Raw genomic sequence first — 23,643 nt, forward strand, 5'->3', positions numbered from 1 at the left:
CACTGTATTAACGCTTTTTGTTAATACTCACTCTGATTTTAAGAGGTAAAAAATATGTTTAAGTACTTTCCAACTAATTACGTTTGGAATCTATCCGTCGATTTAGCCATTGAGATGGGTGCGCGAATTGGCGAAATAGAAGAAATGTGTGCGCCGCTAAAAGAAGCGGCCAAACAACCCGATAAAGAGGGCGTTCAGGCGTTTAGAGACACCTGGGCCAAAATGGCAGACAAGCTTTGTGTGCTTGCAGAAGAAGACGAAGCAGCAGGACGTCTGTTATCAGCCGGTGAAAAGTATAACCGTGCTGCCTCATATTTAATAACGTGTGAGCGCTTGCAAGCTCATAACGCTCCGGGTCGCTTAGAGCTCTATAAACGCGAGCTCGACTTGTTTCAAAAGTCGATTACGTTAGGTAAAGAGAACTGCGAAAGAGTAGAGATCCCTTATGAGGGTAAACACCTCAGCGCACTTTATGTAAAGGCTGAAAATGTCGATGGCCCGGCACCCATTCTTATCCAAGTCAACGGCCTAGACTCTACCAAAGAAATGAAATACCGCGTTGGTCTGCCAGCATGGCTTGCCAAACGCGGTGTGTCGTCCTTAGTTGTCGATCAGCCAGGAACCGGAGAAGCGCTTCGCTTACAAGGTCTGCATGCGCGCTATGACAGCGAGCATTGGGCGAGCCCTATTGTTGATTATTTAGAGAGCCGCGACGATGTAGATAGCAAACGCATTGGTATGGAAGGCGTATCGCTAGGTGGATATTTCTGTCCACGGGCCGTTGCAAATGAGCCGCGTCTTGCACTTGGCGTGTGCTGGGGAGCCAACCATGATTGGCGCGATGTACAAAAACGCCGCTTAGAAAAAGAAGGCGACTTCCCTGTTCCACACTACTGGGCACACGTTCAATGGGTATGGGGAGCAAAAGACATGGATGAGTTCATGGAAATTGCAGAAAACGTGCATCTTGATGGACAGGTAAAGAAAATTAAGGTGCCTTTCCTCGTCACCCACGGTTCGAAAGACTCTCAGATCCCGCTTAAATGGGCTGAACGCACCTATGAACAGCTTGTAAATAGCCCGAAACGCGAACTTAAAGTGTTTACCGAGCGAGAAGGCGGCGTGCAGCATTCGAGTTTCGATAACAGTATCAATGCAGGCCAATACATTGCGGATTGGGTAGCCGAAACCTTTAACGCTCGTACTGCTTAATCGGAGAATAAGATGAATATAATTGGTCCAGATAAGTTAATTTTTGGTGTTGATGATGTCGCAGCGTGTCGTCAGTTTGCGCTTGATTACGGTTTAGCTGAGCAAGGCGAGCACAGTTTTGTTGCATTAGACGGCACAGGTATTGAAGTGCGTAGTAGAGACGACGAGTCGTTACCCGCGGCGTTGGCGTCAGGCTCTATGTTACGAAAAACGGTTTACGGTGTTGCTGATCAGGCTGCGCTTGACCAAATCAAGGCAGAACTTGAAACCGATCGCGACGTAAAGGTACTTGAAGATGGCAGTATTGAGCTGCTTGACGACCTAGGTTTTGTGCTAGGTTTTCAAGTTACCGTGCGTCAACCTGTCGATTTAGTCGCAGAGCGTGTTAACTCGGTTGCACAGTGTAACCGTGGTATTAACCACGTTGGTGTATCTAAAGATCATAAGCCGAGCATTCAAACTTTATCGCACGTTGTGTACTTTGTGCCAGATCCCGTGAAAGCAGAGGCCTTTTACGAGAAGCGTTTAGGCTTTGTAACCACCGACCGTTTTACCGGTGTAGGCCCTTTTATGCGTCCGGCGGGTACACAAGACCACCACACCCTATTCTTCATCGGCACGCCACCACATATGCAAGGTTGTGAACACTTTACGTTCCATTTGTCGGGCCCGACGGATGTGATGCAGGCCGGCACCAATATGGTGAATAAGGGTTACCAAAGTTTTTGGGGGCCGGGCAGACACCTCTTTGGTTCGAATTGGTTTTGGTATTTCAAAAGCCCTTTTGGCTGCAACATGGAGTTCGATGCTGATATGGACCAGCATGATGACAGCTGGACGGGTCGCGAAGCAATGATGGGCCCTGATAACTCTCAGGCGTTCTTACTGCAATACCGCGAAAAGTGGGCGCCGGCAGGTGGTCCACCACCGAAAGCATAGAATGAACAAGATACATTTGGGCGCCGTTAGCGACTTTAATGACGGTGAAGCGAAAGGCTTCGATATAAATAACGCCGGAGCCGACACTTTCTTTGTAGTACGAAAAGGCAATGAGATGTTTGCTTATGTCGATATTTGCCCGCACTACAACGACACGTCTTTGCCGTGGAAGCGCCATATGTATTTGGACAATCAATCTCAACACATCGTCTGTGCAGCGCATGGTGCGCTATTTGACATAGAGGATGGTTATTGTTTGCAAGGTCCTTGTTTGGGCCAAACGTTAAGAAAAGTGCCAATAGAAGTGTCGGCAGACAACGATATTTGGATACGTCTTACGACTATTGAGGAGTTCAACTTATGAGCCCAAATCTAAGTAATATTCTAATCATCGGTGGCGGTTTCTCCGGCATGACAGCAGCCATCCAGTTAAGTAAGCTCAACTACAATATCGACTTAGTCGAAATTGACCCTAATTGGCGTACAGACGGTGCCGGAATTAGTATTGGTGGTGCCACGTTAAGGGCTTTTGAAACTATTGGCATTCTTGACGAGTTTTTGGAGAAAGGTAACGCGCACAACGGATTGGATGTGCATGCCCCTCACGGTTTACATCTTGCTCATGTACCTACGCCTCCGATGAGCGATAAAATCCCAGGGTCTGCTGCGATAATGCGACCAGAGCTCGCGAAAATTCTCGCGAAGAAAACCCGTGAATCTAATGTAAACATTCGCTTAGGTTGTACATTCGAAAACATTGTTCACAAAGAAGACACAGTAGACGTTACGTTTACAGACGGTACCACTAAAACCTACGATTTGGTTATTGGTGCAGACGGCGTGAATTCGAAAGTGCGCAAAGCCGTATTCCCGGAAGCTGCTGAGCCTAAATATGTAGGGCAGGGAGTATGGCGTGCGGTATTACCCCGTTTGCCTGAAATTAACAACACGCACATGTGGGTTGGTCCTCGCTTAAAAGTGGGCGTAAACCCAATGTCTAAAGACGATATGTATCTGTTTTTAACAGAGGACAAAGAAGTTAAACAGCGTGAGGAAAAGAGTGAGTATGTCACCCGACTAAAAGATCTTATGCTTAATTTTAGTGCACCTGCCGTTCAGCAACTTGCAGGTATGCTAAACGAAGATTCACTCATTGATTTTCGCGCGTTAGATAACTTACTGGTTCCTTTGCCATGGTTCAAGAACCGTGTCGTCATGATAGGTGACACCGTTCATGCTACCACACCGCATTTAGCATCAGGAGCATGTATTGGTATTGAAGATGCTATAGTGCTTGCTGAAGAGCTGGTTCAGCATGACGATGTGACTGCCGCGCTTGAGGCTTATCAAAACCGTCGATGGGAACGTTGCAAACTGGTTGTAGAAAACTCTGGCCGTTTAGCGCAAATTGAAATTGAGGGTGGCGACAAGGAAGAGCACACCAACATCATGCGAGAAAGCATGATGGCGCTGGCGAAACCTATTTAATAAAACTGCTATTTACTAGCGCTAAATAAACAACATTCCTCCCTAAACATTACTTTTGAAACGTTCGTGGTAGTTAAGTACTACGAACGTTTTTTTATGGTCTCTATATACGTTCACCATTCACCGTTACTCGTTCACTACTTCTCATTCAAAATTGAAGTTAATTACGTAATGTAGCGCTAGTTGAAATATACAGTGACACACCAGCGTAGACGTTTTCTATGGATGTCCATTCAAGGTATCCATTCGAGATGCCCATTCGAGGTGCCATAGCCCGGTGATGCTTACGTGCTTCAAACACAAACTCAAACACAAACTCAAACAATCACCAACAAACTTATGGTACGCCACGAAGCGGTTATCCGAAGCAGTTACAACAGCTACTTCATGGTAATTGCGTTTAAAGAGGCCGGCTTTATATGACTCAACGTTATTGTTAAGCGATGGTGCGAATTCAGCGGTGGTAGGAAGATAGAGCAGGGCAAAAGTAGCCAAAGAAAAGGGAGGAAAGGTCACCCTATTCCTCCCTTCGCTCAGGGAAACTTGATAGTCAGTTATTCACTTACTAAGCTACTTGCGCCTTTTACTTTAGTTAGCGCAAATACTACCCCAGCAGCACAGAAGCCTGCCATAAGCATTAACACAGTCTCCAGACCACCCAAGTTCGCTTGCAATGCTGCAATGGCAATGGGCGCAGAAAACTGACCTAAAAAGAATGCACCTGTCCATAGACCTGTGCCTCGCCCTCTTACATTTTCTGGAAGTTCTTTCAACACCCAATTGAGCATAGTGGGTAAGAGTAAACCAGAGCCGAAACACGTAATAATGGCGCCAGCGCTAGTGACCAATAAACTGATTGATAGCGATGCCAACAAATAGCCAACAGTAGACAAGCCTAATCCAAGTGAAATGAGCTTAGGTGCTGACGCCCCTTTAAAGCGGCGAAATGACATTGAACCCGCCGCTACGCCAATATTTACTGCCGCACCGATACCACCAATAATTGCAGGAGAGACCGCGCTGGTCAAAGCCAGTATTTCACCAAGCTTAACAATAACGGTGTAAAAAACGATGCCGACAAAGAGCGTGATTAAAAGCAGAGGTAAGATACGCGCCCATGGTAATGGTAAAGCGGAATTTCCTTCTTGCGCCCGTTGAGACGGTTCAAACAATAAAATTGCGGAAAAAAGCGCGATAGGTAAGGCGACTAAATACAGTAAAAATGGGCCGCGTGAACCTAAGAATTCACCAAGTAGACCACCAACGGCAATTAATGCAATGGCACTTAAACTCACGGTAGCGATTTGAATAGACACCCAACGCTGTCTTTGTTTGCCGGTAAAGTAATCTGCGATCAGCGCTGTTGCGACAGTCATAATGGCTGCTTCAGCAATGCCAAGTACCACTCTCGCGGCAATGATTTGAAACAGGTTTTGCAAGAAAAACGGCACTACTCCGATAATGGCATAAATCACAAGTGATGATATCAATACGGGCTTTCTACCGAATTTATCCGAAATCCATCCTGCAAAAGGTGAAAATATAGCCACACAAAGCGCGGGGATGGTCATAGCGATAGGCACGAGGAATTGTGAACCCTGTACCTCACCAAACTCTTCTAATAACAGAGGCAATACTGGTACTAAAGAGATGATAGCCATCGCCGGCATAATTGACGCTAGTATTAGGATGATACCGTGTTTGGTCGACGCCAAACTGGCGTGTGCCTCATTAACAGGGGAGTGAATTACGTTGCTATTCATTCTGCAGATTTCCATTTGGTGGTGTTAATAGCGAAGTTAGGAAACGTCAGAGTGAAGTATTGACCTTATATGCCGAAGCGCCTAACGTTTACTTGCTATTAACACCCGTAATAATACTTATTAAAGATATTCTAACATCTGGTATGCAGGCGATAGTGGATTTATCTGATTTAATGTATCGATCAAACTGATAGGTTGGCATGGAATCATGAATTAACCGGTTTCTAATACGCCATACTTCAAACCTCATCTCCACCCATTCTCTACTCGCGGGTAGTGGTTTGCTAAATACCTGTAAACTTTATGTATCTTTATTATTAATGGAATGTATCTGAAAAATCGAATTGCTCAATGGTTATCCTGATAATAGGCTAGAGTTCTCGGTTAGTAGACGTTCTCTTCTAAGTTGAAAAAGTTACAGAAGCAAACGCCATAACGAATTAACGAATACTAGATGGTCTATATCTTAAAAAGCAGCTACTCATTACTTTACTGCTTTTATCGTCGAAGATGAACATTTGGTAAATTTACAGGAGCAGTAACATATGATGAAACGTAGCGTCAAAACCATGGCTTTGGTTGTTCTTTCAAGTCTCTTTATTTCCTCACAGGGTTGTGCCAACGAACCTAAAAATGAATGGATCACGCTTGGTACTATGGCTGGCCCTATTCCTAACGCTGTTAATTCACAACCCGCTAATGCCATGATTGTTAATGGTAATACCTATGTTGTTGATGCTGGCGACGGCACAGCAGGGCAACTCGCCAAGGCTGGTCTAAGTCTAAAAGGGGTTAAAGCGGTTTTCATAAGCCATTTGCATTTTGATCACACAGGCGGTCTTCCGGCAATATTAGGACTGCGTTGGCAAACCAATACGTTCAGCGATTTAACTGTTTACGGTCCACCTGGAACGAAAGCCACTGTGGAGGGTATCTTTCAATTCATGCGTATCGGCACCGAAGGTGGTTATGGTGTTCCCGGTCAGGTGGGTAAACCAGCAAGTACTAATGTTAATGTGGTGGAGTTGGGCGATGGCGACACAGTAACGCTTGAAGATTTTTCCGTCACTGCCATACGAAACACGCATTATAGCTGGCCAGAAAATAGCGAAGAGTGGGAGAAGTACATCGCACTTTCTTACAAGTTTGATGTTGACGGAACCTCAGTCGTTTATACCGGTGACACAGGTGAAAGTAAGGCGCTTATAGCATTGGCAAAAAATGCAGATTTGTTGGTCAGCGAAATGATGGATATTGACCACACCATTGATCTCGTGGTTAAAGCTAACCCCAATATGCCTGAAAAAGTAGCCTTGGGTATGCGTAAACACTTATCTAATCATCATGTTACTCCGCTACAAGTGGGCGAAATGGCAACGCAAGCCAATGTTAAAAAGCTGGTGGTTACGCATATGTCTCCTGCTTTACTCAAACCAGAGCATTATCAAAAGTACACAAGTGCAGTGGCTGAGCATTACGTCGGTGATATAACACTGGCTAAAGACTTAGACAGATTTCCTATCGGTAAATAAGCTGGTTTTTTTATCATAGCGAAAGCCGCCCATGTCTTATTAAAGACAATATGGGCGGCTTTTTTAACGTCTCATCATTCCTTAAAAGCCAACGTTAGCTATTTTTCTGCGACACCTACTGGTCGAAAACGGCTATCGTATCTAGACAAGCTATGTTACCTAGACAGGCTATATTATCGAGACACGCTATTTTATTTAGAAAGGTTCTTTGGCTTAAATAACAGTCCTTCGCTTTCGAGTATTTTGCTGGCTTCGTTATCTCTGGCTATTGCTCGTTGCACCGCGGGGCGCTGCTCCATTCGTCTGGCGTGGTCGCAGTAATTAGGGAACTTGTCGACATGATAACCCGCTCCTTCAACACGCCAAAAACACCAGTATAAATACGCATCCATAGCCGACCATTCATCACCATACCACCACTGCTTTTCATCTAGTCGTTTATCTATAAGACCAAAAAACTCGTCCATGGCGTTAATGGCAATATCTTGAACCGTTCTAGCATTGTCTTCACCGGCAAAAAAGCTGGGCATTCTGATACGGGTAACGAGTGGGTGTAGCGTTGATGAGCAAAAGCACAGGTCGGCAAGCTGCTTTGCTTGTTCCATGGCATTCTGTGATTGTGGAAGTAATTTGCCATGCACTTGGTTTAAGAATGAAATGATAGCTACATTTTCACTAAGCGCTTGGTCTCCATAAATCAGTGCCGGCACCTTTCCCGTTGGATTTTTTTGTTTAAATGCTGGAGATTTGTGCTCACCTTTCATAAAGCGAACCACTTCAGTCTTAAAGCTGAGTTCCAACTCTTCCAGCACAATACTGGTGACTTTGGCGCAACTTCCAGGGGACATGTAGAGAACGATATCAGTCATTATATTTTTCCGTTAAACACATATTTCATCTTGTATATGCAAGACATGGGAAAAAAAGCATAACTAAACTGTGCTTGTGTCACTAGTCGATGATTTTCATGGTAGCTATCTGTGAAGCTGATAAATGGTAATACGAGGCAGGCTATAGATTTAAACAGGTTACTATTACCGAATAATGTGATTTTTTACATGTCATCAAAAAGCGCGAAATTTTTGTTAAAGACAATGGCGTTGTATTTTCACATCAAGAAGTCTTTTTCAATGATTCGCAAAAACGCTTTTTGAACCTCAGTGGGTTGCCAGTTTTTGCGAACCGTTAGGCCTATTTCACGTCTGCTTTCGTGAATAATTGCTGGGCAAACGGCGAGTAACCCGCAAGAAACTTCGACCTCTACCTGCTTGGCAGGCAGTAAAGACGCCCGTTCACTGTTTAGCAAAATACCCCTGATAGCAGCAAGAGCGCTGCATTCAATGATGTCTTTGGGGGCGTTAAGTCCTCGGCTTTTGAATATATCGTCAAACACTTGTCTTGATGGGACCCCTCTGCTCGGCACCACCCATTTCAATTGTTGAAGGGTGTTATCGGTTAGTTGTTTTACATCGGCAAGGGGATGGCCCGCTTTCACTACAAGACTCAAAGGGTCGTCAAACAACTTGTGCTGAGTGATGTCAGCGTGAGGGGCAGGATGGCGAAGTGCGCCCACAATGACATCTAAGTGACCATTTAATAGCGCATTAAGTTGTTCATCGTAAGGCCCATCAACAATAGTCGTGCGAGCTAAAGGATATCTTTCAAGAAGTTTCAGAACGGATTTTGGCACAATAGCGGCGGTTGATAGTGGCAAGCTGCCTATTTTTATTGTCCCATCCATACGACCGTCGGCTTCTGCCAACTCTTCTAACCCTTGATGTATTTCGGCAATAAAAAGGTTGGCAAAACGTCTTAGCTGGCGAGCTCGCCATGTCGGCTCTACCCCTGCTGGAGAACGGTGGAATAAGGGTTGTTCACACAGGTTTTCTAAATTTTTAATCGATTTATGCAGCGTAGGCTGGCTCAGCCCTAATCGTGCGGCAGCAATGGTATAGCTATGGGACTCTGCTACTTTAACAAATGCATTTAACTGTCTACTGGTAATCGACCTCACAAAGGATTGACGCTTGCGTTTGTCGGTTGCATAAAGCGTGGATGCAAATTCAAATAAGTAGTCAAAGGCCCTATTTGCTCGTGTTAAAAAGCGCGTGCCCACAGGCGTGGCAAACATCCCTGTACTTGAGCGGTTGAATAGCTGCTGCCCCAGTTCGTTTTCGAGTTTATTAATGCCCTGCGTGAGCGCAGACTGAGACAGATGCATTTTCTCAGCAGCGGCTGTTAACGTGCCCTGGGCATTAATTTCAATGGCGCTAAGGAGATGTCTCAGATTCAGCTGCATAAATTTTCCAGCACTTTGTTTTTTAGCATTATAGAAAAAACTAATGGCAAATGTCACTTTTCTAAACGGTTTAATTCACTAATTTGTTGCACACTGAATTTATACCAACCGTGAGGAGCTTTTATGCCAATTTGTGTGACAGACATTCCAAGACCATCACAAGACATTGTGAAGCAGTATCAAGGCGCTGAAGTGGCCACTGTCCACGAGGCACAGGGAAGGAAAGGGCTGTTGGCTGAATATATGCGCCCTATCTATCGTCCTGCCAAAATTGCAGGCCCTGCGGTTACCTGTGAGGTGGCGCCAGGGGACAACTGGATGATTCATGTTGCTGTCGAACAATGTCAGCCAGGTGATGTTTTAGTGGTTAAACCAACAAGCCCGTGTATTGATGGTTATTTTGGCGATCTGTTGGCGACCTCATTAAAAGCAAGAGGCGTATTGGGGCTAATTATTGATGGTGGTGTAAGAGACATTGCAACACTTACTGAAATGCAGTTTCCCGTGTGGTCAAAAGCCGTTTTTGCTCAGGGCACGGTGAAAGAAACGATTGCCAATGTCAATGTGCCTGTAACCTGTGCAGGTGCCTACATCTGCCCAGGCGATCTCATTGTTGCTGATGACGACGGTGTTGTTGTGGTTGCACGAAATGAAACGGAAACCGTGTTAGAAAAAATGAACGCCCGCATCGCGAATGAAGATGCAAAACGTGTTCGTTTTGAAAATGGCGAGCTTGGCCTTGATGTCTATAACTTTCGAGAAAGGCTCGCTGCAAAAGGGCTTCGCTACGTAAAATACGACGAGCAAAATTAAATGCTGACCTCAGTTCCTTGTTACCTAATGCGAGGCGGTACATCTAAAGGGTTATATTTTCTCAAAGATGACTTGCCTGACGATGTAGAAGCGCGAAATGCACTATTGCTAAAGCTTATGGGCTCGCCCGATGCGCGTCAAATTGATGGTTTAGGCGGTGCACATCCATTAACCAGTAAAGTGGCAATTGTGAGTCGTTCTTCCCGTGAAAACACGGATGTTGACTACTTATTTTTACAGGTCACGGTGGATAAAGCACAGGTTAGTGATGCGCAAAATTGCGGCAACATTCTAGCGGGCGTGGGCCCCTTTGCTATAGAAAAAGGTCTAGTGCAGGTTGAGACATTAGATGCTTACGCAGATGTTCGTATCCATATGGTTAACACCGGTTCAGATGCTGTTGCGCGAGTACAGTTATCCGAAGGAAAAGTTAACTATCAGGGCAACGCTACCATTGACGGCGTGCCTTCAGCCAGTGCCCCTGTGCTTATCAACTTCTTAGACATCGCCGGCTCTAGCTGCGGTGCGCTCTTCCCAACGGGCAATGCGGTTGACACCATATTAGGTGTGGAAGTGACCTGCATCGACAACGGCATGCCCGTTGTGTTGCTCAATGCGCAAGACTTTGGGCTCAGCGGTAACGAATTACCCAATGAACTAGAAAGTAACACCGCGCTTTGCAAGCGCATAGAGTCAATAAGATTACACGCTGGGCAAATGATGAATTTAGGTGACGTTTCAAAGAAAACCGTTCCTAAAATGAGCCTGGTGTCTCGCCCCAATGCGGGTGGATTAATCAACACTCGAACCTTTATTCCCCATCGAGTGCACGACGCAATCGGCGTGCTAGGCTCGGTGAGTGTAGCAACGGCGTGTGTGTTACAGGGCACCGTAGCAAACACCCTTCTTCAACAGACGTTTGGCGACGGAACTGTCGTTGTTGACGTTGAGCATCCTACGGGGCAATTCAGTGTTGAGATGGATATTACGCATAGCACGAGTTTGTCTGAATTTGTTGTAAACCGAGCAGCGCTATTGCGAACCGCTCGTTTACTTATGCGCGGTGAAGCATTTGCCGACTGCGAGTAAGCGTTTACTCAGTTAAACAGGAATTTTTATGATTATCGATTGTCACGGCCACTACACTACAGCTCCTGAGCCGCTTCAACTTTTTAGGGAAGCGCAGATTGAAGCTTACAAAGCGGGCAAAACCCTTCCGGAGGTCCCTTTTATAAGCGATGATCAAATTCGAGAGAGCATCGAAAAAAATCAGTTAAAGCTGTTAGAGGCGAGGGGGCTTGATATGACCATCTTTTCTCCTCGTGCCTCGGCAATGGCCCATCATATTGGTGATGAAGCAGTGTCGAAACAGTGGACTCGAGCTTGTAACGACTTAATCCACCGCGTGGTACAGTTATACCCTAAAAAGTTCATCGGCGTGTGCCAGCTACCTCAATCGGTAGGGGTTCCTATTGAAAATTCTATTGAGGAACTTGAGCGTTGCGTAAAAGAACTCGGATTCGTTGGTTGTAATCTCAACCCCGATCCTTCAGGAGGCCACTGGAATTCTGCGCCACTGACTGACAAAAGCTGGTACCCCTTCTATGAGAAAATGGTTGAGCTAGATGTGCCGGCAATGATCCACGTGTCGGGCTCGTGCAACCCTAATTTTCACGCAACGGGCGCGCACTATATGAATGCCGACACCACTGCGTTTATGCAATTTTTGCAGGGCAACTTATTTAAAGACTTCCCTGATTTACGTTTTATTATTCCACATGGCGGTGGTGCCGTGCCTTATCACTGGGGGCGTTATCGCGGTTTAGCCGATATGTTAAAACAGCCACCACTGAATGAACATGTCATGAAAAATGTTTACTTTGATACGTGTGTTTATCACCAGCCCGGTATCGATTTGTTGTTCGATGTGATTGATATCAAAAATATTCTGTTTGGCTCTGAAATGATCGGCGCCGTTCGCGGTATCGACCCACAAACAGGTAACTACTTTGATGATACCAAGCGCTATGTTGATGCCCTTGATTTATCTGAATCTGATAGAAGAAAGGTGTACAGTGAAAACGCGCGACGGGTTTACCCAGGTTTAGACAAACGCTTAAAGAGTTTAGGATTATGAGTCAGTTTACAAAAGACGCCGATTGGCTAGATTGGCATCCTGCGCCACGTAAGCCATCTTTCGCTGTACCCGACGGTGCCGTGGATGCTCATTGCCATGTTTTTGGGCCGGGCGACCAATTTCCTTTTGCTCCTCAGCGGAAATACACGCCTTGTGATGCATCGAAAGACCAGCTTTGGGCATTGCGAGACCATTTAGGTTTTAGTCGCAATGTCATTGTTCAAGCGACGTGCCACGGGGCGGATAATCGCGCTTTGGTAGATGCACTCAATGCTTCTGGCGATATGGCAAGAGGCGTTGCAACCATAACGCAGGATATCACCGACGAGGAATTGCGTGAATTACACAATGCCGGGGTGCGCGGTGTCAGATTCAACTTCGTTAAACGCCTGGTTGATGCATTGCCGTTTGATTCTCTGGAAGCCATAGCCAATCGTATTAAAGATTTAGGTTGGCATATTGTTATTTATTTTGAAGCACAAGATTTGCCTGAACTGTATGACTTTTTCACCCGCCTGCCCACAACCGTCGTTGTCGACCACATGGGGCGTCCCGATGTCTGTAAGCCGGTAGACGGCGAAGACTTCGGCCTGTTTTTAAAGTTGCTTTCAGAAAATAAAAACTTCTGGTCTAAGGTAAGCTGCCCTGAGCGACTGTCGCTGCTAGGCCCTTCAGAAGACTACCGCGATGTTGTTCCTTTTGCGCGCAAAGTTGTGGAAAGCTTCCCTGATAGAGTGTTGTGGGGTACTGACTGGCCGCATCCGAATATGAAGAATCACATGCCTGATGATGGGCAACTCGTGGATATTATTCCGCATATTGCGGTAACCGAAGAACTGCAGCACAAGCTATTGGTGGCGAACCCAATGCGCCTATATTGGAGCGACTAAGGAAACACTATGTCTTTAGATAAACCCTACAAAAATATACCCGGCACCACCATTTTTGATGCAGATATGGCGAGCAAAGGCTTCCATTTGAATCAATTTTGCATGTCGTTAATGAAAGCGCCTAACCGCGAAAAGTTTAAGGCCGATGAGAGCGCCTACCTTGACGAGTGGCCAATGACGGAAGAGCAAAAGCAAGCGGTACTAGCAAGAGATTACAACGCAATGATGAAGACGGGCGGCAATATTTATTTTCTCGCCAAAATCTTTTCTAGCGACGGGCTCAGTTTTCAGTTTGCTGCCGCCACCATGACCGGCATGAGTCAACAAGATTACGCACAAATGATGCTAGATGGTGGGCGTAACGTTAACAGCCCGCTGAATATGGAGGGCGCTGAAAATGGCCAAGATTAGTGCAGGAATAGCAACGTCTCACGTACCCGCGATAGGCGCAGCAATCGATAATAAAAAAACGACGGAGGCCTACTGGCAGCCAGTTTTTGAAGGCTATGAATACGTTAAACAATGGGTTAAAGAGCAAAAGCCTGATGTGGTGGTTTTGGTATACAACGATCACGCCAGTGCATTCGACGCGAATTTTGTGCCCACCTTTGCTATCGCCACCGGTGAAGAGTTTAAGCCCGCGGATGAGGGGTGGGGCCCACGCCCTGTGCCGAACGTAAAAGGCCATCCGGCCCTTGCCTCGCACATTGCGCACTCTGTCATTCAAGATGATTTTGACCTTACTGTTGTAAACACCATGGACGTCGACCACGGGCTTACGGTGCCGCTTTCATTGGTTTTCGGTGAGCCAGAGAATTGGCCTTGCAAAGTCATTCCTATTGCTGTGAACGTGGTGCTTTATCCGGTGCCATCGGGTAACCGCTGTTACCAGCTAGGAAAAGCGATTCGCAAAGCCGTCGAGAGCTTTGATGAAGACTTAAATGTCCAGATTTGGGGCACGGGCGGCATGAGTCATCAGCTGCAAGGGCCGCGTGCGGGCTTAATTAATAAAGAATTTGATAATGCCTTTTTAGATAAAATTGTTGATGACGCCGATGAGCTCGCCAAGCTTGAACATATTAAGTATGTGGAGCAAGCCGGCTCTGAGGGTATTGAACTGGTGATGTGGCTAGTGATGAGAGGCGCTTTAAATAAAAACGTTGAGCTTAAAAAGCGTTTTTATCACGTTCCTGCGTCTAATACGGCAGTAGGTCATCTTGTGTTAGAGAATGTTGAAGAAGAGGGATAATTATGAAAGTTATCGTAGCTGGCCCCGGTGCCTTTGGTATAAAGCACTTAGACGGCATTAAAAATATCGATGATGTCGAAGTTGTCGGACTGGTTGGGCGTAGACTTGAAAACACCCAAGCGGTAGCCAATGAATACGGCATTCCAAATGTGTTCACCAGCTTAGAAGACGCACTTAAGCTAGAGGCTGACGCGGTTATTTTGTGTACCCCTACGCAACAACACGCTGAGCAATCGATTCAGTGCATGAAAGCGGGTAAACATGTGCAGGTGGAAATTCCATTAAGTGACAGTTGGAAAGACGCTCAAGCCGTGCTTGATGTGCAAAAAGAGACCGGCCTTATTTGTATGGTAGGCCATACGCGCCGCTTCAATCCTTCACATCAGTGGATAAATAAACGTATTAACAAAGGTGAATTGAACATTCAGCAAATGGACGTTCAAACGTATTTCTTTCGCCGCAAGAACATTAACGCAAAGGGAGAGGCCCGTTCGTGGACCGATCACCTGCTATGGCACCACGCTGCTCACACCGTAGATCTGTTTGCCTACCAAGCGGGTAGCAAGATAGTGAAAGCAAACGCTATCCAAGGGCCTATTCACCCAGAGTTGGGTATAGCACTGGATATGTCTATTCAGCTTCAGGCTGAAAACGGTGCTATTTGTACGCTGTCTCTGTCTTTTAACAACGATGGCCCGTTAGGCACATTCTTCCGTTACATATGCGACAATGGCACCTATATCGCGCGCTATGACGACTTGGTTAATGGTAAAGAAGAGCCCATTGATGTATCGGGTGTTGACGTATCAATGAATGGTATTGAACTTCAGGATCGCGAGTTTTTCTCTGCAATTAAAGATGGCCGTGAGCCTAATTCGAGTGTGGCGCAAGTACTAAACTGCTATCAGGTTTTACATCAACTTGAACAGCAGTTGGAAAGCTAACGTTTATTCGCACGTTCTTTCTTACAAGAACCCATAAAAAATAAAACACTGAAAAAGAGGAGAGAATATGGAAAACCGTAAATTAGCGGGCTGTGAGATACCCGCCATTGGATTAGGTTGTATGAACTTAAGCCATGCCTACGGTACTCCTCCTTCAGAAGCCGAGTCTATTGCACTATTACACAGTGCATTAGACTTGGGCGTTACTCACCTTGATACCGCAGCGCTATACGGGTTTGGAAAAAATGAGCAGTTGCTTGGAAAAGCGCTCAAAGGTAAGCGTCAGAATGTGTTTTTAGCCAGTAAATGCGGCATGACAGGCGTGGATGGTAAACGCGTTATTGACGGCAGGCCACAAACGCTAAGAGCGACCATTGAGCAGTCGCTGCGTCATTTACAGACCGATGTACTAGACCTTTATTATCTGCATCGCTGGGACCGCTCGGTGCCTATTGAAGAGAGCGTTGGCGCGCTTTCGCGTATGGTGGAAGAGGGTAAAATAAAGGCAATTGGTTTGTCTGAGGTTTCTGCCACTACTATTCAAAAAGCCCACGAGGTTCATGCTATAGCGGCTGTTCAATCTGAGTACTCGTTATGGAGCAGAAATGTTGAAATTGCGGTTTTAGACAAGTGTCGTGAGCTTGATATTGCGCTGGTTGCCTTTTCACCCCTTGCGCGCGGTTTTCTATCGGGAGACATTGCTGATAGTGGTGCCTTTACCGATGGCGATATTCGAAAGGGGATGCCGCGTTTCCAAGCCGAGCATTTGCCGACTAATTATCAATTACTGAGTGTGATAGATGAGATGGCCAATGAGCTTCAATGTACCAAAGCGCAAGTGGCGCTTGCATGGGTACTGCAGCAGCACGAATGCATACATGCTATTCCCGGCACGACAAATCTTAGCCATTTAAAGGATAATGTGGCAGCGCAAAAAATAAGACTAAGTGCTTTCCAGCTGCAAGTGATAGCCGATAGGTTCGCACCGCAAAAAATCAGCGGGCCTCGATACCCACAGGCGACACAGCTAGAAATTGATACCGAAGAGTTTTAGTTAACGCATTCACCGGCCATATGATACCTGCGGGTGGGGTAGCGCTTAATTATGTCAACAGCCCCACATCATTTGAGGAGAAAAGCTAGACATGAGAGTAGGGAAGGCCGACATACTGCGTCGCAATCATCTCTTTTCCTGCTCTTTCCACTCCAGGTTTGAATCGAAGCGTTGGGCTCTCGGACTAGAAACCCAGAAGACAAAGCATGTTGTTTCAATGATGAGGTAAGAACTCCAGAAGAGTTTCTAGCAAACCCTGCGCAATTTGTAGGTCACTCTGCTGTAAAGGCTAGGGTGGCCGTTGTGAAACCTCAAGCCAACTCGATACTTTGCTCGCAAGTACGACTAACGCGATAACAGCAACAAACTCAGAGTTCTTTGTCTTAGGACCTGATGGATAGGAGGTAACTAGCCAACGGGAAACTTTAATGTTTACCTTTTGATACACGGCCTGTACTCACTGCCTGATATAAACGAGCAAGTACTGGCTAGGTAAAAAGGTAAGTTTATATATCCAGCGTGAGTATGCCGCTTTTGGCGCGGGAGCAACAAGGCGTAAAGAGAGTCATTGATGCCTTTTCTGTATCGCTTAGAAATACATCTCGGTGTTCAGCCTCACCTTCAACCAGGCCCACCACACAGGTGCCGCAGATACCTTTTTCGCATGATGCGGGTATAAATACGCCGTTTTCTTCCAGGGTTGCCAGCGCACTTGATTGGGCGTCCACGGTAAAAATTTGTCCTGAGCTGGCGATTTTTATATCAAACGAGGTGTCAGACATTGTATTGATGTGGTCGGCATTAAAATACTCCTGATGCAGTTGTTGAGGCGGAAATCCTGCGATGTCAGCCGCCGCGGTAACTGCATCCATAAACCCGGCTGGGCCGCATACATAGATGTGCGCATTAGGCGCAGCGCCTAGGAAGCAAGCAGGAATATCCAGGCGCTGATTTCCAAACCCTGCTTTGGTATGGATATGCACATTGCTCATCGGGCCGAGCCGAGAGGTAAAAATTAAATCGGTATCTTTTTCGCTTGTATAAAAAACCTGATAGGGGCGTCCTGCCTTAGCACATGCCTGCGCCATACTTACTATTGGTGTGATCCCGATACCTGCCGCAAAAAGTAAACACGGCTCCTGACCATCATTAAGTGCAAACAAATTGCGTGGCTGGCTGATCCTGAGCACCTGACCAACCGCCAGCGTATCGTGAATATAGGTTGAGCCGCCTAGCCCCGAGGATTCTCTTTGCACAGCTATTTCATAAAAACTGGCGCTGCTATCACCGCATAAAGAATACTGTCGAATTTTACCCTGTGGCAGGTGTATATCGATATGTGCACCGGCCTGAAACTGGGGCAACGGGTCCCCAGTCAGTTGCTCCAGCCTAAGTTGGCACACCTTAGGGGTTAGCAGCTTTTTGTCTGTAATGATCACGTCAATCATAATGTTATCCCGCCGCTTGTTGTAATTTTTGAGTGCGTTCTCGCTGAATTGCCCGGGCAATCATTCTGCGTGCCTGCACGCCACCTGAATCAATGTCCAGTTTCAACAGCTCTCGCTCAGGAAAGTGGCTTAGATTTCGCTGCTGGCGTTCCAGAATGTCCTGATCTTCTGCAAATATAGCGCCCTGACCCTGGCGGATAGTGTCGGTAAGTTGCTCATCATCAACTTTAAAATCACGGGCCATACCCCAAAAATACCAAATCGATGTATCGGTACGTGGCGTTATGAAATCAACTACAATGCTGCCGGCCCTCTGCTGTGGTGGTGCCTCATAACCTCCTTTTCCTGCTACCGCTACGCCTACTTCAATCATGACATGGCTGGGAAGGTCGAAACGGCAAATTTGCCAGCGGTCGATTAACTGGTTTGGATCCAAATCGTTTGCCTGCAACGCTGCTTGCCAGAAAGGCGGAGCTTTAATTCCTTCCATAAACCGGCTGGTTACCACCTGTTCGCCATCCATTGATGTTTTAACCGGGGCTTCGTCAATTTCTTTTTGCCCGATGCTGCTGGCATGCACATAGGTCTCGTGGGTAAGGTCCATCAGGTTATCAATCATCAGACGGTAATCGCACTCAATTTCATACAGTCCGCCGCCGTATGCCCACTGCGAGTTGTCGGCCCATGACAGGGTCGGTAATCGTTGCGGGTCGGCCAGTGCCTTATCGCCGGGCCAAATCCAGATAAAGCCATATTTTTCTATAACAGGAATGCTGTGAATGCACGGAAAATGGCCGACGCGCTGATTTGGCATCGACAGTGTTTTGCCTTCACCGCCCATGCGCAGCCCATGATAGCCGCACACCAGTTGGCCATCTTCCACGTAGCCCAGCGATAAGGGCGCACCGCGATGGGGACAAAAATCTTCGACTGCCTGAACAACATTCTGGTCATCGCGAAAAAATGCGATGTCGATGTTACAGATTGTCCGGCCCAGTACTGCGGCGGGGCCAATCTCGTCGGCGGACGCCGCCACATACCAGTGGTTTTTAGCAAATGTAGACATAAATATTACTCATGTTCTGTTGGTTTAATTAAATCCAAAAAAAGGGCTTTAATAGATGTTTAACGGCTTATTAACATTATATTGGATCCAATTTGTATGTCTTTGCAAGTATTTTGTGCATAATTAAATCTGCTCAGGCAAGCAACCGAGCAATTTGGGTTGCATTACATTTGTTTGCCAGCCAGAATAAAACCAGTATTTAAACGCTATCAAAAACATGAAAAACAAAGACGCGGTATCAAGCATTATTCGTAACAAAATTATCTCTGGTGAATATGCCGGAGGTGCCCGGCTGGCCGAAATTCCGGTGGCAGAATCGCTTGGCGTATCACGCACCCCGATTCGCATCGCGTTTCGAGCGCTTGAGCAGGAAGGGTTCTTAGAACGACTGCCGCGCCGCGGCTATCAGGTACGCAAGGTAACCCAGCATGCTGTTAGCGATTCAGTAGAAGTACGAGGCGTGCTGGAAGGTTTGGCTGCCAGGCTGGCTACAGAGCGCGGTATCAGCAAAGAACATCAAGCTGAATTGCTGGCGTGCCTGGCACAAGGTGACGCAATTTTTGCCGATGGCTCACTTAGTGAGTCTGATGTTCAACAGTACGTAGACATGAACCGCCGCTTTCACGAATGTATTGTGCACATCAGTGCCAATACCTCGATTGCTTCAGCGTTGGCATTAAATGCACATTTACCTATGGCATCAGTAAGCGCTCTGGTTTATGACCCAACCAATACCAACAAAGAATTTCAACGCTTAGGATATGCGCATCAGCAGCACCATGCGATTGTTGAGGCCATGCTAGCCGGACAGGGGGCCAGAGCGGAAAATCTGATGAAAGAACATGCTCAGGCAGCACTGAAATACGTGAAACGCAGCGCCTCCCCCGAGCAGTCCAAAGTGGTTCGCCGCAGCCAGTAAATGGCTTTACGTTGCAGTAGGACTAAATTTTTTGCAGAAATAATAAGGCAAAGCGCACCGCTTGTTATTTATCACCTACTAATCAGTCCGCCGCCCCGTCTCAAGTTTGCTTACTGTTAAACCGTGAGCCAAATTATCGACGCAGCAAACCGGGCTCGCCTATGACTTAAAGCGCCCTTCCCAAAACGCCCTGTGCACCGGTCTCTTTTATTCGTCTGACCGGCGGTGTACTCATTTAAGGCGCGCATAAATTAGCTTATGTCGCAAAGTCTTGTCCGATACACATCGACAGACTGCTCAACGGTAAAGTACTGCGCTGCAGGCAGCGTGCGAGATATGCTTCCGGCGGGTAGGGTAGCGCTTAATTATAATAACAGCCCCACATCATTTGACGAGAAAAGCTATACTTGAGGGTAGGGAAGACCGACATACTGCGTCGCAATCACCTCTTGTCCTGCTCGATCATTTAGGTAGAAGTCTAGTTCAGACTGCATAAAGCGCTCGAATGTTTTTGAATCTAAATTATTGCCGTTACTGGTTTCATCGTTAAAGTCGTGAAGCATATTGCTCATCCACCACGAAAAACGTTCTGTTTGCCACACTCTACTAAGTGCCAATGTTGAATACCTGCTTGTCGCCTTCTCGTCTTGTTCAACGTAATGTTTGTAAAGTAGTTTTGAGAGAATAGATACGTCTGAAGCGGCTAGATTAAGGCCTTTTGCACCGGTAGGTGGAACAATATGCGCTGCGTCACCGACAAGAAATAATTTACCCAACTGCATGGGTTCACACACAAAACTGCGCAGTGGTGCGATGCTCTTTTCGATGCTGTCGCCGGTAACTAGCTGTTCAGCTAAATCTTGTGGCAAACGTTTTTTAAGCTCGTTCCAAAACTTGTCATCGCTCCATTCTTCAACAGAATCAGTAAGAGGGACTTGCAAATAATACCGAGAGCGGGTGGCTGAACGCTGACTGGCTAGCGCGAACCCTCGTTCAGTTTTGCAGTAAACGAGTTCGTCGCTAACAGGTGGCGTATTACTCAATACTCCGAGCCAACCAAAGGGATAAATACGCTCAAACTCTTCTCGTTTGTTTTCAGGTATCGTTTTACGCGACACGCCGTGAAATCCATCACACCCAGCAATGAAGTCACTTACAATTGTCACTTTTTTGCCTTCGTGCTCAAATGTCACTGATGGGGAATCGCTTTCAATATCGTGTAAACAAACATTCGAAGCACTGTAATACGTCACTAACTCCTTTTCCTTACGCGCAGCCATCAAGTCTCTTGTAACCTCTGTTTGTCCGTAGCACATGACTGTTTTACCGTTCGTCAACGCGCTTAAATCGAGTCGATAGCGTGTGCCGTAAAAGCTAACGCAGAAACCATTGTGCACATGACCTTCTTTTTGCATTCTGTCACTAACGCCTGCTTCTTTCAGAAGATCCACCAGGCCTTGTTCAAGTATGCCCGCCCTAATCCGTTTTTGAATATACTCAGGAGCTGCGCGCTCTACGATCACATTGTCGATACCGTGTTTAGCCAAAAGCTGACCTAATAAAAGCCCTGAGGGACCAGCGCCGATGATTGCTACTTGTGTATTAATGTTCATTGCGTCTGCATCTATGTGAAATACGTTAAGCTCAATAGTCAGCTAGAACAGTGAAACTAGTAATGCAGCAATCTGTCAAATTATTGTACTTTTTCATCATGTTAATTTAATGTTGAATGAATAAGCTTGTTTCAGGTACGTGCAATATTAATATTATCCCGTTCTACCATTTATATGGTGAAAGTTATTCAGAGAAGCATGATAGCAATGTTCATGTGGAGGATATTGCCAGTAGAAGTAAAGGGCTTGGCTGGAAGATAAAATCACATAGACACGATAAGCTTTTTCAAATTATTTGTACTTTTAATGACTCTGTGACAGTTCAACTAGATGATGCTAAATACGAGCTTAGTGGCGATTATCTGGTTATTATTCCTACAGGCGTGGTACACAGTTTTGTGTTTGAGCCCAATATCAACGGGTACGTTGTGTCAGTAAATGAAGAGTTGCTGAACGCGATGGCAAGTTCGGGTGATAGCATTGATGTGTTAGGCGTGATGCAGCAACCAAAAGTGCTGTCGTTTCGAGATCACCAACAAATTAAGCGATTCATTAATTATATTGACCTACTGCGAGAAGAGTTGAGTTACGCAGAACCCAAACAAAGTTGGGTAGTGCGGCAGCTCGTTCAGCTATTGCTCGTTACTGTCAAACGTCAACAGCAGTTAGATGCGTTGAACGATACTGAGCAAGGAAGAGAGGCAAAAGTGTTACTAGGCTTTAAGCATTTGATAGAGCAGCACTACATAGAGCATTTAACGGTGAGTCAGTATGCCCAAATGCTCCATGTTTCGGTGTCGACACTGAGCCGCCTTTGTCAATCAAGGCTAAATCATTCGCCCAAAACAATCATTCATGAACGTATGATAAGCGAGGCCAAACGCCGGTTGATATACACCAAGCAAAATGTGGTGGATATTGCCTATACGCTAGGGTTTAAAGACCCTGGCTATTTTAGCCGTTTCTTCAAACAGATGGTCGGTATGAGCGCAGGAAAATATAGAAAGTCTCACTCTAGTAATTAGGAGAGTATCTGACCGCGTTACGGAGTGACACAAAACACGTAAGAGCAAGGTAATCTAGAGGTCTTTATCTGCTTTGACTAATAGCGGTGCAGTACTGCCTCTTACGATGAGATCGGTGGGCAAAAAGTAGGGGCGTAAAGCTGTGTCAGGGTCATATTTATTGTCTATCAAATCGCATAGTTTATGCATTGCACTAGAGCCTAATTCCTTCGCCGGTTGTCTCACAGTTGTGAGAGGGGGATCGGAATACTGTGCAAATTCAATATCGTCAAAACCTACCACCGATATATCGCCTGGCACGTTCAAACCTTGTACTTTTAGCCCCTGTATCACGCCAATGGCCATCTTGTCGCTCATGCAAAAAATAGCGGTAGGACGCGGCTGCATAGCGATCAACTCCTTTGCCGCGTTTTGACCACTAGTGAAAGAGAAGTCGCCCTTTAAAACTAACTTGTCACAATATGAAATGCCGGCCTTTTCCAGTGCTTGTTGATAGCCCTGTTTACGGTAACTTGTAGCTTGTATGAAGTCTAAACCGCTTAAACAGGCTATGCGGCGGTGACCTAATGAAGTCAAATAGCTTACTATTTTTTCAGATGACGCCACATCATCCACTGCAATTACAGGTGCGGCACTATCTTCAACATAATCACAAAGCGTCACTATGTTTTCTAAACGTTGACCTTGTTTTTTCTTGTCGCGCTTTTGCGCTTTAAAATCAATAATACCTTCAACCAGGCGGGTTTCCAGCATACTGTAATACTTGTCATCGTCGCTCGGTACTTCAAGTTTATCAACCAATAACACGGTGTAGCCTTTGACCCGTGCAACTTCTTGAATACCTTTAATAACGTCCATGAGAAAAGGATTACTTAACGGTGCCAACACCAATATGGAGTAAGAACGAGATTGAGTAAAATTGCGAGCTAGAAGGTTTGGCTTGTAGTTGAGTTGCTCAACCGCTTTCATCACTTTTTGCGTGTTTTTCTGAGACACTTTTTCAGGTGAACTGAAATACCTTGAGACTGTTGCAACGGATACTCCTGCAATGTTGGCGACATCTTTGATGGTGGGCATTCTTGCTTTCACTTCTCCATTATCTGAGCAGCTATTATAGTCCTTAGGTTTGAATAAAGTAAAATTGTAATCGATTACAAATGTCTCACATTATAAAAATTGATGGTTAGTATTAAAATTTAAGATACAGTAATTTGAAGCAATTTATTGGAAACGCTGTTTATAAGAGATGATT

General features: G+C 45.9%; 23 protein-coding genes. 15 read left to right on the forward strand and 8 right to left on the reverse strand.

What is annotated here, in order from left to right; translation table 11 throughout:
- Nucleotides 1-54: 54 nt before the first annotated feature.
- The 4 genes from AC27KT_RS10885 to AC27KT_RS10900 are packed head-to-tail and all read left to right on the forward strand — an operon-like array spanning nucleotide 55 to nucleotide 3,639.
- A complete protein-coding gene (locus AC27KT_RS10885) occupies nucleotides 55-1,212 on the forward strand; it encodes an alpha/beta hydrolase family protein (protein ID WP_487129853.1) in 1,158 nt (385 codons plus the stop codon).
- A 12-nt stretch (nucleotides 1,213-1,224) separates the two neighbouring features.
- The gene (locus tag AC27KT_RS10890; RefSeq protein WP_487129855.1) at nucleotides 1,225-2,151 is read left to right on the forward strand and encodes a VOC family protein; all 927 of its coding nucleotides are present in this window, start codon (nucleotides 1,225-1,227) and stop codon (nucleotides 2,149-2,151) included.
- 1 nt (nucleotide 2,152) lies between these two features.
- Nucleotides 2,153-2,515 carry a Rieske (2Fe-2S) protein gene (locus tag AC27KT_RS10895; RefSeq protein ID WP_487129857.1) on the forward strand — a complete coding sequence of 121 codons (363 nt, stop codon included), beginning with the start codon at nucleotides 2,153-2,155 and terminating at the stop codon, nucleotides 2,513-2,515.
- Nucleotides 2,512-3,639 carry an FAD-dependent oxidoreductase gene (locus AC27KT_RS10900; RefSeq protein ID WP_487129859.1) on the forward strand — a complete coding sequence of 376 codons (1,128 nt, stop codon included), beginning with the start codon at nucleotides 2,512-2,514 and terminating at the stop codon, nucleotides 3,637-3,639. The genes AC27KT_RS10895 and AC27KT_RS10900 overlap by 4 nt, the downstream gene beginning before the upstream one ends.
- Nucleotides 3,640-3,858: 219 nt before the next feature.
- On the opposite strand, the gene AC27KT_RS10905 is transcribed toward AC27KT_RS10900, so the two are convergent.
- Both AC27KT_RS10905 and AC27KT_RS10910 read right to left on the reverse strand, forming a co-directional pair.
- Nucleotides 3,859-4,155 (reverse strand): hypothetical protein, encoded by a 297-nt coding sequence (locus AC27KT_RS10905; RefSeq protein ID WP_487129861.1) that lies wholly within the window; start codon nucleotides 4,153-4,155, stop codon nucleotides 3,859-3,861.
- Between the two features lie 38 nt (nucleotides 4,156-4,193).
- Nucleotides 4,194-5,402, reverse strand: a complete 1,209-nt coding sequence (locus tag AC27KT_RS10910) for an MFS transporter (protein WP_487129863.1) — start codon at nucleotides 5,400-5,402, stop codon at nucleotides 4,194-4,196.
- A 545-nt stretch (nucleotides 5,403-5,947) separates the two neighbouring features.
- Here AC27KT_RS10910 and AC27KT_RS10915 point away from each other — a divergent pair.
- Complete coding sequence (locus AC27KT_RS10915) at nucleotides 5,948-6,934, forward strand: MBL fold metallo-hydrolase (protein ID WP_487129865.1); 987 nt, start codon at nucleotides 5,948-5,950, stop codon at nucleotides 6,932-6,934.
- 191 nt (nucleotides 6,935-7,125) lie between these two features.
- Here the strand turns inward: AC27KT_RS10915 and AC27KT_RS10920 are convergent, their stop codons facing one another.
- A complete protein-coding gene (locus AC27KT_RS10920; RefSeq protein WP_487129867.1) occupies nucleotides 7,126-7,803 on the reverse strand; it encodes a glutathione S-transferase family protein in 678 nt (225 codons plus the stop codon).
- Nucleotides 7,804-8,042: 239 nt separating this feature from the next.
- Nucleotides 8,043-9,233, reverse strand: a complete 1,191-nt coding sequence (locus AC27KT_RS10925) for a LysR family transcriptional regulator (protein ID WP_487129869.1) — start codon at nucleotides 9,231-9,233, stop codon at nucleotides 8,043-8,045.
- Nucleotides 9,234-9,356: 123 nt separating this feature from the next.
- On the opposite strand from AC27KT_RS10925, the gene AC27KT_RS10930 reads away from it, so the two are divergent.
- The 8 genes from AC27KT_RS10930 to AC27KT_RS10965 all read left to right on the forward strand — a co-directional run bounded on the left by AC27KT_RS10930 (nucleotide 9,357) and on the right by AC27KT_RS10965 (nucleotide 16,320).
- Nucleotides 9,357-10,046 carry a 4-carboxy-4-hydroxy-2-oxoadipate aldolase/oxaloacetate decarboxylase gene (locus AC27KT_RS10930; RefSeq protein ID WP_159577925.1) on the forward strand — a complete coding sequence of 230 codons (690 nt, stop codon included), beginning with the start codon at nucleotides 9,357-9,359 and terminating at the stop codon, nucleotides 10,044-10,046.
- Nucleotides 10,047-11,135 carry a 4-oxalomesaconate tautomerase gene (locus AC27KT_RS10935; RefSeq protein WP_487129872.1) on the forward strand — a complete coding sequence of 363 codons (1,089 nt, stop codon included), beginning with the start codon at nucleotides 10,047-10,049 and terminating at the stop codon, nucleotides 11,133-11,135.
- A 28-nt stretch (nucleotides 11,136-11,163) separates the two neighbouring features.
- Entirely contained in the window at nucleotides 11,164-12,183 is a 1,020-nt protein-coding gene (locus AC27KT_RS10940; protein ID WP_487129874.1) for an amidohydrolase family protein, read from the forward strand.
- Nucleotides 12,180-13,073 (forward strand): amidohydrolase family protein, encoded by an 894-nt coding sequence (locus AC27KT_RS10945; RefSeq protein ID WP_487129876.1) that lies wholly within the window; start codon nucleotides 12,180-12,182, stop codon nucleotides 13,071-13,073. Before AC27KT_RS10940 ends, AC27KT_RS10945 begins: the two co-directional genes overlap by 4 nt.
- A 9-nt stretch (nucleotides 13,074-13,082) precedes the next feature.
- Nucleotides 13,083-13,484 carry a protocatechuate 4,5-dioxygenase subunit alpha gene (ligA, locus tag AC27KT_RS10950; RefSeq protein ID WP_487129878.1) on the forward strand — a complete coding sequence of 134 codons (402 nt, stop codon included), beginning with the start codon at nucleotides 13,083-13,085 and terminating at the stop codon, nucleotides 13,482-13,484.
- Complete coding sequence (locus AC27KT_RS10955) at nucleotides 13,471-14,322, forward strand: class III extradiol dioxygenase subunit beta (protein ID WP_487129880.1); 852 nt, start codon at nucleotides 13,471-13,473, stop codon at nucleotides 14,320-14,322. Before ligA ends, AC27KT_RS10955 begins: the two co-directional genes overlap by 14 nt.
- A gap of 2 nt (nucleotides 14,323-14,324) precedes the next feature.
- Nucleotides 14,325-15,266, forward strand: a complete 942-nt coding sequence (locus tag AC27KT_RS10960) for a Gfo/Idh/MocA family oxidoreductase (protein WP_487129882.1) — start codon at nucleotides 14,325-14,327, stop codon at nucleotides 15,264-15,266.
- 67 nt (nucleotides 15,267-15,333) lie between these two features.
- Nucleotides 15,334-16,320 carry an aldo/keto reductase gene (locus AC27KT_RS10965; protein ID WP_487129884.1) on the forward strand — a complete coding sequence of 329 codons (987 nt, stop codon included), beginning with the start codon at nucleotides 15,334-15,336 and terminating at the stop codon, nucleotides 16,318-16,320.
- A 506-nt stretch (nucleotides 16,321-16,826) separates the two neighbouring features.
- Here AC27KT_RS10965 and AC27KT_RS10970 read toward each other — a convergent pair.
- Nucleotides 16,827-17,768: a PDR/VanB family oxidoreductase gene (locus AC27KT_RS10970; RefSeq protein WP_487129886.1), complete on the reverse strand. Its 942-nt coding sequence runs from the start codon at nucleotides 17,766-17,768 to the stop codon at nucleotides 16,827-16,829.
- A 4-nt stretch (nucleotides 17,769-17,772) separates the two neighbouring features.
- On the reverse strand, nucleotides 17,773-18,834 hold the full coding sequence (locus tag AC27KT_RS10975; protein WP_487129888.1) for a Rieske 2Fe-2S domain-containing protein: 1,062 nt from the start codon (nucleotides 18,832-18,834) through the stop codon (nucleotides 17,773-17,775).
- Between the two features lie 217 nt (nucleotides 18,835-19,051).
- Here AC27KT_RS10975 and AC27KT_RS10980 point away from each other — a divergent pair, with 217 nt between their 5' ends.
- Nucleotides 19,052-19,753 (forward strand): GntR family transcriptional regulator, encoded by a 702-nt coding sequence (locus AC27KT_RS10980; RefSeq protein ID WP_487129890.1) that lies wholly within the window; start codon nucleotides 19,052-19,054, stop codon nucleotides 19,751-19,753.
- 401 nt (nucleotides 19,754-20,154) lie between these two features.
- On the opposite strand, the gene pobA is transcribed toward AC27KT_RS10980, so the two are convergent.
- Nucleotides 20,155-21,366, reverse strand: a complete 1,212-nt coding sequence (pobA, locus tag AC27KT_RS10985) for a 4-hydroxybenzoate 3-monooxygenase (protein WP_487129892.1) — start codon at nucleotides 21,364-21,366, stop codon at nucleotides 20,155-20,157.
- Nucleotides 21,367-21,482: 116 nt separating this feature from the next.
- Between pobA and AC27KT_RS10990 the strand changes: the two genes are divergently transcribed.
- The gene (locus tag AC27KT_RS10990; RefSeq protein ID WP_487129894.1) at nucleotides 21,483-22,391 is read left to right on the forward strand and encodes a helix-turn-helix domain-containing protein; all 909 of its coding nucleotides are present in this window, start codon (nucleotides 21,483-21,485) and stop codon (nucleotides 22,389-22,391) included.
- Between the two features lie 54 nt (nucleotides 22,392-22,445).
- On the opposite strand, the gene AC27KT_RS10995 is transcribed toward AC27KT_RS10990, so the two are convergent.
- Nucleotides 22,446-23,468 carry a LacI family DNA-binding transcriptional regulator gene (locus AC27KT_RS10995; protein ID WP_487129896.1) on the reverse strand — a complete coding sequence of 341 codons (1,023 nt, stop codon included), beginning with the start codon at nucleotides 23,466-23,468 and terminating at the stop codon, nucleotides 22,446-22,448.
- Nucleotides 23,469-23,643 lie beyond the last annotated feature (175 nt).

It is taken from the genome of Alteromonas sp. 5NW40-0090 (genome assembly GCF_057552975.1).